Origin of the sequence: Psychrobacillus sp. FSL H8-0484, from assembly GCF_038005325.1 — a bacterium.
Classification (GTDB): Bacteria; Bacillota; Bacilli; order Bacillales_A; family Planococcaceae; genus Psychrobacillus.
The window spans coordinates 330,705-344,067 of record NZ_JBBOSZ010000001.1 but is presented as its reverse complement, the minus strand read 5'-3'; the positions used below and the strand labels follow the sequence as shown (position 1 = coordinate 344,067).

The 13,363-nt window shown below is 34.4% G+C and carries 15 protein-coding genes and 5 tRNA genes; 12 read left to right on the top strand and 8 right to left on the bottom strand.

Translation table 11 applies throughout. From position 1 onward, the window contains the following. The 4 genes from MHH81_RS01765 to MHH81_RS01750 form a co-directional block, all read right to left on the bottom strand. Window positions 1-696 (bottom strand): response regulator transcription factor, encoded by a 696-nt coding sequence (locus MHH81_RS01765; RefSeq protein WP_340917224.1) that lies wholly within the window; start codon window positions 694-696, stop codon window positions 1-3. 126 nt (window positions 697-822) lie between these two features. Further along, a complete protein-coding gene (locus MHH81_RS01760; RefSeq protein ID WP_340917222.1) occupies window positions 823-1,137 on the bottom strand; it encodes a hypothetical protein in 315 nt (104 codons plus the stop codon). A 187-nt stretch (window positions 1,138-1,324) separates the two neighbouring features. Then, a complete protein-coding gene (locus MHH81_RS01755) occupies window positions 1,325-1,855 on the bottom strand; it encodes a GNAT family N-acetyltransferase (RefSeq protein WP_445678122.1) in 531 nt (176 codons plus the stop codon). Between the two features lie 203 nt (window positions 1,856-2,058). Then, a complete protein-coding gene (locus tag MHH81_RS01750; RefSeq protein ID WP_340925091.1) occupies window positions 2,059-2,577 on the bottom strand; it encodes a GNAT family N-acetyltransferase in 519 nt (172 codons plus the stop codon). A gap of 410 nt (window positions 2,578-2,987) precedes the next feature. Between MHH81_RS01750 and MHH81_RS01745 the strand changes: the two genes are divergently transcribed. Then, entirely contained in the window at window positions 2,988-3,644 is a 657-nt protein-coding gene (locus MHH81_RS01745; RefSeq protein ID WP_340917220.1) for a CatB-related O-acetyltransferase, read from the top strand. A gap of 260 nt (window positions 3,645-3,904) precedes the next feature. On the opposite strand, the gene MHH81_RS01740 is transcribed toward MHH81_RS01745, so the two are convergent. Further along, window positions 3,905-4,549: an alpha/beta hydrolase gene (locus MHH81_RS01740; protein WP_340925089.1), complete on the bottom strand. Its 645-nt coding sequence runs from the start codon at window positions 4,547-4,549 to the stop codon at window positions 3,905-3,907. A 552-nt stretch (window positions 4,550-5,101) separates the two neighbouring features. Between MHH81_RS01740 and MHH81_RS01735 the strand changes: the two genes are divergently transcribed. The 3 genes from MHH81_RS01735 (at window position 5,102) to MHH81_RS01725 (ending at window position 8,094) form a co-directional block, all read left to right on the top strand. After that, window positions 5,102-5,983: a permease gene (locus MHH81_RS01735; RefSeq protein ID WP_340917218.1), complete on the top strand. Its 882-nt coding sequence runs from the start codon at window positions 5,102-5,104 to the stop codon at window positions 5,981-5,983. 18 nt (window positions 5,984-6,001) lie between these two features. Further along, window positions 6,002-6,838 carry a TIGR03943 family putative permease subunit gene (locus MHH81_RS01730; protein WP_340917217.1) on the top strand — a complete coding sequence of 279 codons (837 nt, stop codon included), beginning with the start codon at window positions 6,002-6,004 and terminating at the stop codon, window positions 6,836-6,838. A gap of 290 nt (window positions 6,839-7,128) precedes the next feature. Continuing rightward, window positions 7,129-8,094, top strand: coding sequence for a CobW family GTP-binding protein (locus MHH81_RS01725; protein ID WP_340917215.1), 966 nt, complete (start codon window positions 7,129-7,131; stop codon window positions 8,092-8,094). A gap of 124 nt (window positions 8,095-8,218) precedes the next feature. On the opposite strand, the gene MHH81_RS01720 is transcribed toward MHH81_RS01725, so the two are convergent. Further along, window positions 8,219-8,386, bottom strand: coding sequence for a hypothetical protein (locus tag MHH81_RS01720; protein ID WP_340917213.1), 168 nt, complete (start codon window positions 8,384-8,386; stop codon window positions 8,219-8,221). Between the two features lie 213 nt (window positions 8,387-8,599). On the opposite strand from MHH81_RS01720, the gene MHH81_RS01715 reads away from it, so the two are divergent. Beyond that, window positions 8,600-8,821, top strand: coding sequence for a TM2 domain-containing protein (locus MHH81_RS01715; RefSeq protein ID WP_340917211.1), 222 nt, complete (start codon window positions 8,600-8,602; stop codon window positions 8,819-8,821). A 596-nt stretch (window positions 8,822-9,417) separates the two neighbouring features. On the opposite strand, the gene tlp is transcribed toward MHH81_RS01715, so the two are convergent. Next, window positions 9,418-9,657 (bottom strand): small acid-soluble spore protein Tlp, encoded by a 240-nt coding sequence (tlp, locus tag MHH81_RS01710; protein ID WP_340917209.1) that lies wholly within the window; start codon window positions 9,655-9,657, stop codon window positions 9,418-9,420. Between the two features lie 218 nt (window positions 9,658-9,875). Here tlp and MHH81_RS01705 point away from each other — a divergent pair, with 218 nt between their 5' ends. The 6 genes from MHH81_RS01705 to MHH81_RS01680 all read left to right on the top strand — a co-directional run bounded on the left by MHH81_RS01705 (window position 9,876) and on the right by MHH81_RS01680 (window position 11,354). Beyond that, a complete protein-coding gene (locus tag MHH81_RS01705) occupies window positions 9,876-10,520 on the top strand; it encodes a hypothetical protein (RefSeq protein ID WP_340917207.1) in 645 nt (214 codons plus the stop codon). A 230-nt stretch (window positions 10,521-10,750) separates the two neighbouring features. Next, window positions 10,751-10,843 (top strand) — tRNA-Ser (locus MHH81_RS01700). Window positions 10,844-11,029: 186 nt separating this feature from the next. Next, window positions 11,030-11,106 (top strand) — tRNA-Met (locus tag MHH81_RS01695). Between the two features lie 3 nt (window positions 11,107-11,109). Continuing rightward, window positions 11,110-11,185 (top strand) — tRNA-Asp (locus tag MHH81_RS01690). Between the two features lie 16 nt (window positions 11,186-11,201). Continuing rightward, window positions 11,202-11,275, top strand: a tRNA-Gly gene (locus MHH81_RS01685). Window positions 11,276-11,280: 5 nt separating this feature from the next. After that, window positions 11,281-11,354: transfer RNA gene (locus tag MHH81_RS01680), tRNA-Ile, on the top strand. A 182-nt stretch (window positions 11,355-11,536) separates the two neighbouring features. Here the strand turns inward: MHH81_RS01680 and MHH81_RS01675 are convergent. Then, window positions 11,537-12,049, bottom strand: a complete 513-nt coding sequence (locus MHH81_RS01675; RefSeq protein WP_340917205.1) for a GNAT family N-acetyltransferase — start codon at window positions 12,047-12,049, stop codon at window positions 11,537-11,539. A 365-nt stretch (window positions 12,050-12,414) separates the two neighbouring features. Between MHH81_RS01675 and MHH81_RS01670 the strand changes: the two genes are divergently transcribed. Then, window positions 12,415-13,227, top strand: coding sequence for an aldo/keto reductase (locus MHH81_RS01670; protein ID WP_340917203.1), 813 nt, complete (start codon window positions 12,415-12,417; stop codon window positions 13,225-13,227). Window positions 13,228-13,363: the final 136 nt, after the last annotated feature.

Sequence of the window (13,363 nt, the reverse complement as noted above, 5' to 3'; positions counted from 1 at the left end):
TCACTCACCTAATTTATATCCAATTCCCCAAATGGTTCTAATATACTGTGGATTGGAAGGATTCTCTTCAATTTTTTCACGCAGCCTTCTTATGTGCACGTTTATTACATTTTCATTTCCATAATAATCATCTTCCCAAATGAAATGATAAATTTGTTCCTTTGTGAACACTCTGCTTTGATTAGTCATAAACAATTTTAAAATATTAAATTCTTTTGATGTAAGCTGTACTGTCTTGCCTCTAACCTGTACAGTAAATGAATGTAAGTCAAGGGTGAAGTCTTTATAATGAAGAAAATTAGGATTAGAGTTTTTTTCGGGAGGAAGGTATTGTGTAGCCCTACGAATAGCAGCATGGACTCTTGCTGTTAGTTCAATCATGGAAAATGGCTTACTTATATAATCATCAGCACCAAAACCTAGACCCAACGCTTTTTCTAGGTCACTTCCTTTTGCTGAAATAATTAAAACAGGAAGCATGCTTTTTTCTCTTATTCGTTTTAATACTTCCATACCACTCATTTTGGGTAGCATTAAATCCAGTAAAAGTAAATCAGGTTTTTTTTCATCAAAAAGAGCTAATGCCTCTTCTCCATCAAATACAGGAAATACTTTAAAATTCTCTTGTTCGAGCGAATTCATAATTAATTGACTAATTTCCATGTCATCTTCAACAAGCAGAATTCTTTTTTGCATACATTTTCACATCCGATCATTCATTTATAAGTTGATAAATAATTCCATTTATCTTTACTTTATTTCTATATTTAAGTTTATAATTCCTTCTTCAACCTAAAGCCCCCGTTACTATAAGTAGACCTCCTACTTTGCTGTTCTGTCACGATATACAATCAGAGTAATTGTATTTAAAATGTTGGTAACAATGAGAAGTACTGCTCCGATAAACACCACAGCCTCTGTTGTGTCCGCAAGAGCAGACCAATCCTTAATTTTTACCAGATGATGATTATAGAAAATCTGGAAACATAGCGAAATAGCACAAGCACTAATGCTCAAAACAGAAAGAGCGACCCAATTCCTATGGCCATGTTTTTTAAATTGCATGATTATAACAACAGGAAGTATCCAAGCGATTAGTCCAAGTACTAGACTGCCAAGATTAAGCAAACCAACCATATCAAATCCTCCTTTGTATTTTGACTTCTTCATTCTTGTTCAATAATACTTGAAGGAAAATTATGGTATAAGTTTCAAATTAAGAGTAATCTTGTTCAACTAACCTTCCCCGGTAGCACAATAAGAAAAAAGAGCCGTCTAAGCAGCTCATAGATCTTGAACTAACGCACTCGTTGGTTTAAAAAGGTTAAACCAATTTATACATAAGAATGTCATCTACATATAAGTCCTCGCTAAACTTAACTTCTTTTATTTTACGTCCTTCCTCTACAAATCCTACACTTTTGTATAAGGCAATTGCCCTCTGATTTGTTGATAAAACCCCTAAACTTACTTTCTCAATTAAAGAGTTCTGTTCTGTCCAGTTTAAAAGTTCTTTAATAAGGAGTTTTCCAATACCCATATCTCGATAATCTTTCTTTACCATAGTCGTAAAATAACCAGTATGAGCAATCCTTTTGGTATTTTTTGACCGAAATACAATCAAACCAATAACTTTCCCTTTAATTTCTGCCACAATTATTGTTTCTCTTTTATTTTCTAAAATTTTCTGTATCCAACTTCTTTGTTGCTCCGTTGTCTCTTCAAATTCTTCTAAAACAGAAATCATAAATTCGTTTTCTGAAACAACTTCCCTTTGAATTTCTAACACGGCTTCTGCATCATCTAAATCTCCTGTTCTTAGGGAGACTTGAATATTATCTTTTATCATCATTATTAACCCCTTTACCCTTATATTTATTAATAATAATTCCACAAATAGTATTAAATACCTTTTTCACTAACCCACCCCTTTAGTTTAATAAGAAAAAAGAGCAACTTATGTAGCTCAATACTCTTCAAGTAAAGCCACCGTTAGTCATCCATGAAGCCCTGCTTCACCACAGAATATGGAAGAAAATTACGTTCTTCCATGGTAGTTCAAGAAGACGAAATATTCAATGCATAATAAACGAAACTTAACCTCTGACCATTCATTTCGAATTCTTCGCTACTAGTACCTATTCTCTCAAATCCATTTTTCTCTAAAATTCTTTGGGATGCTATGTTATTAGTTGTTGTTTTGGCTTTGATCTGTTTTACGTCTTCGTTAGTTACTGTTTCTACTAATATTTTCAATGCTTTATTAGCAATTCCTTTACCAGTATGTGCTTGCCCCACCCTATAACCGAGATAACCGATTTTTTGAGATTCATCAATATCCACTAAATTTATTCTTCCTAGAATTGAACTATCTTTATCTTTAATTAAATAGAAATATGAACCTCCTTTAACTTGTTCTTCAAGTAAAGTTTCATGTCTTTTTTTAAAAGTCTCAGGGTTATAGTATTCATCTCCACGCGTCGGAACCATTTCCTCGAAAAAAGTTCTGTTTTCAAGTTCAAAATTAAACAAATCTTCTGCGTCTGTAACATCTAATTTTTCAATAAATATATTCATTTGTACAAACCACCATTCAATTTTAATAGATTTCTTCTTCAACTAACCTGCCCCGTTAGTCTGACTCCAACGATCTCGGTGCATCACAGACTGTCGCGCCCTATATGGGTAGCACTTATGGGATATTAATCCTTTTTGATTGGTTGCACTAGCCTTGCCTTTCTTTTATAGATTATTAGGGTTTTTAATTTTCATGGGAGTTGAAAAGTAACTTCTCTTCTATTGCACATTATGATCGGACTGTTCAGTAAAGTTTGACGAACAGATGATTCATTTGTTACAATCTCCTCATCAAAAAGGAAAAGGATGAGGACGATGGTTCGTCGTTTGAAACGGTTTAAGAATGTTGCTACGGCATTAAGCTTCTAAGTAAAAAAATGATTTATACTACTTAGAAGCGAGGGAAAAAAATGAAACAACATCGATTTAACCACTGGTCTGAAATTAAGTATTTAAAAGATATTGTCACCAACCCAATGATTGAAGTAGGGGAATACTCCTACTACTCTGGTTATTACGATAATCATGATTTTGAAGACGGGTGCGTTAGATACTTATGGGGAGATGAAAAATCAAGAAAGTTATTTAACCCCATAGAAGACCATGGTTGGCATTTAGATAAGTTGATAATAGGAAATTACGTATGCATTGCAAGTGGTGTAATTATTTTAATGGGTGGAAATCACAATCATCATTCTGAATGGATTACCGTCTATCCGTTTGTGGAGCAAATTGAAACTTCTTACGAACCAAAAGGGGATACAATCATCGAAAATGATGCCTGGATTGGCATGAATGCAATGATTATGCCCGGTGTGACAATAGGTGAAGGTGCCATTGTTGCGGCTGGATCGGTTGTTGCAAAAGATGTCCCACCATATACGATAGTAGGCGGCAACCCTGCTAAAGAGATAAAGAAACGATTTACAGCCACAGAAATCGAAAAGTTGAAGGAAATGCGTTGGTTCGATTGGGAACGTGAGGAAATTGAACGAGCAAGTCATATCTTGTCCAGTTCTTCTATTAACCAATTATACGACTTTTATCAAAGGGAAATTAAACCTTAATAGATTAATTTTAGATCGTCTCATCGAATAAATACGAATAAGTTTAATAAGCCATAGCCTCTTCTTAATAGCTAATTAAGAAGGGGCTATTTTTAAAGTGAAAACTCATCACTGCACAGTTTATGTCAAATGCGACATGAAAGAAGGGAATTTCATTCCTCTTCATCCACTAAACTGTGCCTTTAGTTCAATACATTCAACAAAAAATGCGTTCATTCTTCTTGGAACAACGCATTTGAAATAGCTACTAAATAACCTTTTTAATAAATTGAAAAATTATTTAAAATATCCATTGTTTCACTCAAACTTTTTATAGATGCAGAAGTATTGAATGGCTCAACATCTAAAGAATGATTAGCATTATTGATTTTTTTAATCATTAAGTTTGGTTTCTCTTTAAGTTTAGTTATTTTATTTTGCACATAGTGAGCATCATTCTTCCCAATAACCAAAAATGTTTCATTGATACTTTCCAATATTCCCTCATAAAACATATCTATTTTTAATAACGGTGTTAATAATATTACCTTTGAATTTGAATAGTTATTATCCTTTCCATACTTAGCGATTATTGGGATAGTTCCAATTGATTTCCCCAAGAATATTGTTTCACTATAATCTCCCTTTTCTAAAACATCTCTTACTACTGAATCGACATCTTCCACCATCAATTTGGTAAATTCATTTATTGGCAAATTGCGTTCATTTTCACCGTACGAATAATGAACATGAACAACATCAATTTTATTTTTAAGTATAACCATCGTTGAATAATAGAATAAAGGCTTATCGTATGTATATCCTGCACCAGAGAACATAAAACAAATAGCTTTTGACCCTTTTTCAATATGGGTATATTGAATTTCTTTGTTTGATTCCGTTAATGAAGTCTTTTTTTCAATCATCATTTTCTTCCTCTCCTCAAAATAATAAATTAAAACGACTCATTTATTCAATTTCTTATTCAACTTGCCTGCCCCGTTAGAAAATATTTATAGTTTTACTGTTCTATTAAAATGGCAATAATTCCTCTATATAATAAAATTTTAGGAGTAATACAATTGCTATTGTCAAAAACATTTCTTTATTGTTTATTTCTGATATCGCTGCTTTAAGATACATGTGTGATAGAATTGCCGGAATGAAAGAGGAGATACTTGTTGATTTTTTTCTTTCTAATTAAATATTCTCTGAAACGCGTCTCCCCTCTAAGAAAAATATTTATTGAAGATGCGTAAAAGAATGGAAGTATCTATTCATCCTAGTTTGTAGTAATTGTTTTTTTTAGTATTATTGCGATTTCATACATTCTTTTTACTTCTCCATTCTAATGTATAAATTAAACAAAAATTTGGACATGGAATGCATTGTAATTTCTTACAATGATAGCTGTTTGTAATAAAAATTAAGTTATATTAATCTATCTATATTCAAGTTTTTCAGTAGGAGTCTAGAAAATGAATAGTCAATTATTTTTACAGTTTAATACCATTTTCATTAGTATATTAATTGAATCTTTACCTTTTATCTTATTAGCGGTAATTGTTTCGGCTTTGATTCAAGTATTTGTGACAGATGAAATGCTTGCTAAAGTTATTCCTAAAAATAGATTCCTTTCTGTTTTATCCGCTAGTGCGCTCGGTGCGATTTTCCCTGCATGTGAATGTGGGATTATTCCTATCGCTCGGCGATTAATGGCAAAGGGAGTCCCACTCCATGCAGCTATTGCGTTCATGCTTACGGGACCAATTATTAATCCAGTTGTTTTATTCTCCACATATGTGGCTTTTGGGAACAGTTGGAAAATGGTGCTATATCGAGGTGGTCTTTCATTTGTTGTGGCCTTTATAGTAGGAATAATTCTTTCCTATCAATTTAAGGAATCACAGTTGAAGCATACGTTCATACATCAAGTTTCCCCTAAAAATATAACGGTGAAAGGAAAAGTGCTCGGAAGTTTAAAACATATGGTGGATGAGTTTTTCTCTGTTGGGAAGTATTTGATATTCGGCGCCATAATTGCTGCAGCTGTGCAAACATACATGAAAACATCCACCCTAACATCCATTGGACATGGGGATTACTCTTCTTCACTTGTCATGATGGGCTTAGCGTTTATTATGTCACTCTGTTCATCTGCTGATGCATTTGTTGCTGCTTCGTTTAGAAGTACATTTTCAACTGGAGCAATAATTGCGTTTCTCGTTTTTGGTGCAAAGTTTGATATAAAAAACACATTAATGATGCTAGGTGTGTTCAAAACAAAATTCGTTTTTTTCTTATTCATTTATACAGCAATTCTAGTATTTCTTGGATCTCTGTTAATTACGAACTTATAGAAAAGGAGTGGATTCATAATGTTTCGTTGCTGGATTTTGCTAGGGTTATCATTTCTCTTTTTGCATTTACATGCATCGGGAGATATTTCTAAATACATCAATTTGAAATATTCATCTTTTTCCTTTCTCGCTATTTTTGTACTGTTTTTCTTTATGCTAATCCAAATGTATTTCACTTTGAAAAAAGACGGAAATGAAGATGAATTGATCGATATATGCGATTGTGGAATAGATCATTCTAAAGAGGGGAAGTCATGGAAGGAATGGATCAGCTACCCTATTTTCATCTTTCCCATTTTGACAGCTTTTTTTCTTCCCGTTGCGACTTTAGACTCAAATATTGTAGCTGCGAAGGGATTTAACTTTGAAGTTTATAACGATAAAGATCCTTACGGCTTCCATCAATTCCTTGAACCCGATACAAGCATATTTTATGGGCAGGATGGCTATGAGGAGGTAATGGAAGAAGCACTAGGAAAGTATTCTAACAAGGACAAAGTGATTTTAAATGATCAAGATTTTCTCTATGGAATGGAAACAATATACAAAAATCCTGGCTATTTTTCGGGTAAAACAATAGGTTTTAAAGGCTTTACTTACGTTGACAAGGAAACAGGGAATGTCTTTTTATTCCGCTTTGGATTGATTCATTGTGTTGCAGATTCTGGAGTATTCGGGATGCTACTAGAACTTCCTAAGGACACTACATTCCAGAATGATGAGTGGATTGAAGTGGAGGGGACGATGGATACCATCTACTATCAACCGTTCAAAAAAACAATCCCTATTCTAAAAGTGGAGAAAATAAATAAAATTGAAGAGCCTGAAGAACCATATGTTTATAGAAGTTATTAAGATTCCAGTCTCTCAGTTCGTTGTGAAAAATAAATAGTCTCCACACGTATAATGAAAAGGCACTCAATACAAGAAGGAATAGCATGATTTATTTTAATCATGCTTTTTTTTAATATTTATATAAATACTTTTTTGTTTTCAACAAGCTTCTTCGGCACTATTTTCTGATTGACGAAAAAGAATAAAAGAAGTAGAATAAAACCCCTAAACTGTAGTGATTACGATTTAAAGTGGATAAGCAATGCTTTCGATGTTTTATAAAATTAATTGCAGTAGATAGGAGAGGTTTAATGGATAACAAAACAAAAATTCCGGTATACATTTTGAGTGGATTTCTTGGAAGCGGCAAGACTACTGTTCTATTGAACATGCTGGAACATTGCAAGAATAAAGGCCAACACCCAGGAATTATTCTAAATGAATTAGGTCAAGAAAACGTAGAAGGACATTTGTTTGAAGATAAAAAAGTAGTTGAGCTACTAAATGGTTGTATTTGCTGCACTATTCAAGATGATTTAAAAGAAACCATGGATAACTTGATTGCAGAAATGGATAGCAACCCTTTGGATGTTTTATTCATTGAAGGAACTGGAGTGGCAAACCCATTAGAAATACAAGAATCACTATTGAGTAAGCCATATATAGATCAGTTTGAAATAATGTCTATTATTACAGTTCTTGATGCTAGTCATTATTTAGAATATCAAAGTGTCTTCTCAAGTTCTGCTGAAGTTCGGAAACTGATGAAAGAACAAATGGTTTGTGGAAGCCTTTTACTATTAAATAAGACAGATCTTATCCGATCAGAACAACTTGACAAAGTGATTCATAAAATCACTAAAATAGCTGGAGTTGAAACGGAAATAATCAAGTGTACGTATGGCCAAATTGAAGCTGGAATGCTTTTCGAAAAGCGTTTTCAATCAATTTCTATTGGGAAACAGCATTCGGATATTGATCACCATCATCACTCCGCTGTACAAGCGATTAAGTTGGAGGATTTTCCGGCATTTCAACAAAAAGCATTTGAAAAATGGCTTAATCAGCTACCAAACAACGTTCTGCGAGGAAAAGGATATGTCGAAATCGAAAACTCTAATCAACTTTACAGTTTTCAATATGCTTCAAAGAAGGTAACATTCACACCTGTACCTCCCACTTTAATTAAAAAAAATATTATTATTTTGATTGGCACAGGCCTTAATAATGAGGCGATGAATAATCATTGTAAGCAACTATTAGAGGGAATATTGTAAAAGTTTATAGCTTAAATTATTTGAATAAGAATGGTTATAATTTTTTAGGGGATTGGAGGATAAAACACTTCCATCCCAACTACGCTCAATTCCATCTATGCTATCCACCGTTTTTCTCCACTCCTTAAACTTCTCGATTTGTCACAGCATCTGTGTGTTCCATTTTAAATGTAAAGATAAGTAATTTAAAATCCTCTTGTTTTGATTTGAATTTAGTGACACCAATCTTACCGTATTCCTCATCACTTATTGAAGAAACTTTCGTTTCAATTGATTTGGCGTCCGTCCGCATATTTAATTTCCTTCTTCAACTAACCTTCTCTTCTTTTACACATTATGTTCGAAGTGCTTAAGTATCTTAATACTTCTAAAATTTTTGAGCCGTGCAAAATTGCAACGACCTTTAACCCTACTCACACTATCAATTGTTAAATATTTCTTATATTTATATGTACTAACCTATGTTACTGTAATATTCGATTGCAAGTGAAAGGAGGAATATATTATGTCAGAAAACACTAATTCAGAAAAGAATTTTGTGGCAGCTTTACTACTTTGTTTCTTTTTAGGTTCTTTAGGTGTTCATAGATTTTATACTGGTAAAATAGGAACAGGAATTTTAATGTTGCTTACACTAGGTGGACTAGGAATTTGGAGCTTAATTGATTTTATTATAATTGCTGTTGGGAAATTTAAGGATAGTAATGGGAAATTAATTAAAGCGTAATAATGAAATTTGCTCTAACTATCTCTACTTCCCGCATTACAGTTTTAGACCTAAATAGTCATTACTTCTAACTTGAAATTATTTTATATTTATTACCGAAGTGAATGATATCCTAAGGCGTCGTCCCACAGAGTCAAAAGACAATGGCCAAAGATGACGCTCTAAGGGACATAATAATTGAAGTTTAAACTTAATATTGGATGTAGAGATAGATCTTTGCCATTAACATTCCTGTAGTGGACATGGATATGTGTTAGTACGGCGGTGTCCATTAATCTTACTCTTTTACAAAAAAATGAATGCTCTGAAATTTTTCAAATAGTTCAACATAAAAAAGAGCCTTTTTAGCAGCTCCATGCTCTTCAAGTAATGCCCTCGTTAGTTCTTCTTTGTAACTCCTTTTAAAGAAGCCCACTGGATACAAATAGTCCTCTTCAACATCTACATCTTGGTTCTTAGTAAAAACTGACTCAAACTCATGATATATAAAAAAAGCACTGCTAAAAGCAATGCTAATTTGGACTTTAATATTGTGTTAATTGTTTTGATATTTAAGTTGTTATTTAAGGTTTTGTACCACTCAACTGAACGTATTACTAATTTGGAGAGCTACCTCTTTTTCGTGCTGCAGCCTCATCTAAAATTTCTTTACGAAAACCTTCGAGACTTTCTTTCCGACGTTCATTTTTCTGTCTGATTGCCTCTCGTTCATTACCATCCGTATATATCATTGTTTCTTCAGCCGCTTCCATATTTCCAATTGTATTTTTCACCATATCTTGAAGCTTTTCCACATTATCTGATCGATCATCAGGCTTTGAATTATTTTTGGTCATTTTTTTATTCCTCCTTCTTTTTAATTGTCACACAAGATTTATCGTCCCCAATCTAAACAAAACTATTCAGTGAAATAAATTGCTTCTTCCATAAGAATGTTTTCTTGTACTCCTTTTTTGAAAAAATGAAATCAAGGATAAATACCTTGAAAGAAATGTAACAAATTTGGTTATGATAAAAAAAGGAAAGAGAAAAAAGAAAAAGAGGCGGTAATGATATGTCTATGGAATGGTTTAACAGAGTAACTGGTGAGCTTCAGGAACATTTGGAATCAATTTGTGAAGAATATGACAAAAACGGTCATATGAATATTAATCGAGGTTCCAAACATCCACGAATTGAATTTTTTGTTGGTACGGAAAATGACGGAAGAGATTACTTTTGCACTCTCCTCTTTGACCCCTATAATGAAGAATTTTACGTAGAAAGTTTTGACATTACTCTCCAACAACCTACAAGAATTATTTTGGATGATATTACCGATGTCGTTGAAGCTGTTCATGAAAGCTTTCATGAATTTATGGATGATGAAAGTGAATTCTATTATGTAGATGATGAAGAGGAATACGTAGTTCTAGATGATGAAATTACTCTTGAAGAAATTGATGTGGAATGGGAAACACCAGAAGTCACCGCTTTCCAAATCGATAATAATATTGAAGTAACTTATCAGTTTGGATTAGATAATGCAAATGGAGACGGTGTTATCCGAAGAGTCAGCCGACTCTGGACAGAAGACGGGGAACTCTTCGAAGACGAAAGTACTTTTTCCTTTAAAAAAGAAGAGGCAAGTACCATGATTGCCATGATTGCAAGCCATATGGATACAATGTCTGGATATGACGAAATGATAGACCAATAAAGAAGCTTACTTTCCAACGTAGCAGTTAACCAAATAAAATAGTCTAAGTATTAACCCATCTAAGTTCCAACTTAATGATGGGTTATTTTTTGTTGTAAAAGGTCTGTATTTCTCTCTTTTTATATTTTTTATAAAAAAGCATTGCTTTTCTTATAGAAAGTGTTTTATAATATATCAGGTCTTGAATAATATTTTTGTAGTTAGCCATCCAGGTCTAACAAACATATTACGGAGGAATACCCAAGTCTGGCTGAAGGGATCGGTCTTGAAAACCGACAGGCGGGTCATACCGCGCGGGGGTTCGAATCCCTCTTCCTCCTCCATTTTTTAAAAGTTGTTAATAGTAGTAATAAATTAACCAAAAGTATTTAGTAACATCTATAATATTGTCGCGGGGTGGAGCAAATCGCTTCACGAAGAAAGCGATTAACGTCGACGCAAGCGAAGCGTGGAAGACGTAAAACTCACTTAAATGCGTAGTTGAAATAATATTCAACGCTTAATATTATCGCGGGGTGGAGCAGTTCGGTAGCTCGTCGGGCTCATAACCCGAAGGTCACAGGTTCAAATCCTGTCCCCGCAACCAAATGGTCCCGTGGTGTAGCGGTTAACATGCCTGCCTGTCACGCAGGAGATCGCCGGTTCGATCCCGGTCGGGACCGCCATTTTTAAAATTCTAATGCGGGTGTAGTTTAGTGGTAAAACCTCAGCCTTCCAAGCTGATGATGAGAGTTCGATTCTCTTCACCCGCTCCAATAATGGGCCTATAGCTCAGCTGGTTAGAGCGCACGCCTGATAAGCGTGAGGTCGATGGTTCGAGTCCATTTAGGCCCATCAATAGTCAATCCCCTCAAAAGAATTGACTTACAAACAGAAATACCCCATCTGAGGTCTACACTCAGATGGGGTATTTTTTTAGGTTAAATAATACAGTAAATACAGCGAATTTAATCTATCTTCCCTTAATTCGAAAAGGAGCGAACGACTATCCTTTAAATTATTTTAAACAAAGAAAACTAGTTCAAATCAAATCGATAGCATTTGGCTCCCATACCACCGAGTTTATTTTCTTCTTCTAAATCTCTTACAAAGCCAAAATATTCATATAATCGAATGGCTTTTACCATTGGATCTCCCGTAAACAAATAGATACTTTTCGCCTCTTTTTGTTTCGCATAGTCTACACAAGCATTTAATAGTTTTTGTGCAACGCCACGTCCTCTTGCATTCGGATGAACGCCCAATAATCGAATGAAGGGTGCATAAATTTCAACTGTCTGCCCTGAATATGCTTTTTCTGCCGTTTCAAAAAGCTGTACAGTCCCTAAAATTTCCTTATCGTCTCTCGCAACTAATATTTTATCTACATCTGTATTATCAACGGAAGCAATGATATCTTCTAAGTAGTGCTCCCAAAATTTCGGATCGTCAAAACCATTTTCATATTGTTGATAACTATCCACTAATAATTTCCGAACGCTTTCTTTATCTGTTTCTACTAGTTCTTCTACCACGATTTCCGTAATCATTAAAACCCTCCTCATTTCTAACATGCATCAATTGAAAAAAATCATCCAATAATTCCTTATACAAAAGAAGAAACATACATTTTAGTTATAGTAATATGAATAGATTTTTTGGCAGTATATACTTCATAATCTACGTTCATTTCAACTTACAGCTTTATTAACCCGTTAACCAAGTTAACAGGTATGATTTATTATATTTAAGAATATCACCAAACTAATACAATGACAACGTATTATCTAATAGAAAAAAGCGCACCATTGATAGGATTTTTCTATCATTTTGATTTTCTAAATACTTAATAATTTGAGTATTTGGGTTCTCTTTGAGAAGATTGGTAAGATAAATGCACAGAGGAGAGATACATATGGATTTTATTACACTAAGTAATGGCACAAAAATACCCCAGATCGGTTTTGGTGTGTATCTAGTTGATAATGATACGGAAGCGCCAGGTGCAGTTGAAGAAGCACTACGCATAGGCTATCGCCACATTGATACGGCTGCTATTTATAAAAACGAGGAAGGTGTCGCAAAGGGTATCGCCGCTTCTGGTGTAGCACGTGCAGACATATTCCTAACGTCTAAAATTTGGAACGACGACATCCGTGCTGGTCGTACGAAAGAGGCATTTCAAGAATCGCTCGACCGTTTGAATACTGATTACCTAGACCTATGCTTAATACACTGGCCAGTCGATGGGATTGTAGAAGCGTGGCGTTCACTTGTAGAGTTATATGAAGAAGGTAAAGCGAAGGCAATTGGCGTGTCTAACTTCAAGCAGCATCACTTGGAACAGTTGAAGGAAGCCGGTTTAATGACCCCAATGGTCAACCAAATCGAGTTACACCCTCAGTTGCCTCAAAAAGATTTTGCGGATTATTTAAAAGGCGAAGGTATTCACATACAAGCCTGGAGCCCATTGATGCAAGGAAAATTCATGGAGATTGACTTGTTCCATGAATTGGCGAATAAATACGAAAAAACGCCATCCCAAATTGTACTTCGCTGGCATTTACAAACGGGACACGTCGCATTACCAAAATCTGTGACACCAAGCCGTATTCAAGAAAACTTAAACGTATTCGACTTCCAATTATCATCGGAAGACATGGCCGCAATCGATGCAATTGCGACAAACGAGCGAATCGGCCCAGACCCAGACAAAATCGAATTTTAATATCTAATGAGTAGACCTGCCCTCTTTTGGAGACAGGTCTTTTTTAACTCGAGTTTATACCGTGTCGCTGAAGTCATTCAGAAGGAAAATCTAGTACCCGTATTTGATGAACAATTAAATTCTGTTAAAATGAGTA

Coding starts and splice junctions, on each gene's coding strand:
- MHH81_RS01735 (WP_340917218.1), top strand. CDS start 5,102: ATGAATAGTCAATTATTTTTACAGTTTAATACCATTTTCATTAGTATA.
- MHH81_RS01730 (WP_340917217.1), top strand. CDS start 6,002: ATGTTTCGTTGCTGGATTTTGCTAGGGTTATCATTTCTCTTTTTGCAT.
- MHH81_RS01740 (WP_340925089.1), bottom strand. CDS start 4,549: ATGATTGAAAAAAAGACTTCATTAACGGAATCAAACAAAGAAATTCAA.
- MHH81_RS01750 (WP_340925091.1), bottom strand. CDS start 2,577: ATGAATATATTTATTGAAAAATTAGATGTTACAGACGCAGAAGATTTG.
- MHH81_RS01720 (WP_340917213.1), bottom strand. CDS start 8,386: ATGCGGACGGACGCCAAATCAATTGAAACGAAAGTTTCTTCAATAAGT.
- MHH81_RS01765 (WP_340917224.1), bottom strand. CDS start 696: ATGCAAAAAAGAATTCTGCTTGTTGAAGATGACATGGAAATTAGTCAA.
- MHH81_RS01675 (WP_340917205.1), bottom strand. CDS start 12,049: ATGATTACGGAAATCGTGGTAGAAGAACTAGTAGAAACAGATAAAGAA.
- tlp (WP_340917209.1), bottom strand. CDS start 9,657: ATGACCAAAAATAATTCAAAGCCTGATGATCGATCAGATAATGTGGAA.
- MHH81_RS01715 (WP_340917211.1), top strand. CDS start 8,600: ATGTCAGAAAACACTAATTCAGAAAAGAATTTTGTGGCAGCTTTACTA.
- MHH81_RS01760 (WP_340917222.1), bottom strand. CDS start 1,137: ATGGTTGGTTTGCTTAATCTTGGCAGTCTAGTACTTGGACTAATCGCT.
- MHH81_RS01725 (WP_340917215.1), top strand. CDS start 7,129: ATGGATAACAAAACAAAAATTCCGGTATACATTTTGAGTGGATTTCTT.
- MHH81_RS01670 (WP_340917203.1), top strand. CDS start 12,415: ATGGATTTTATTACACTAAGTAATGGCACAAAAATACCCCAGATCGGT.
- MHH81_RS01705 (WP_340917207.1), top strand. CDS start 9,876: ATGTCTATGGAATGGTTTAACAGAGTAACTGGTGAGCTTCAGGAACAT.
- MHH81_RS01745 (WP_340917220.1), top strand. CDS start 2,988: ATGAAACAACATCGATTTAACCACTGGTCTGAAATTAAGTATTTAAAA.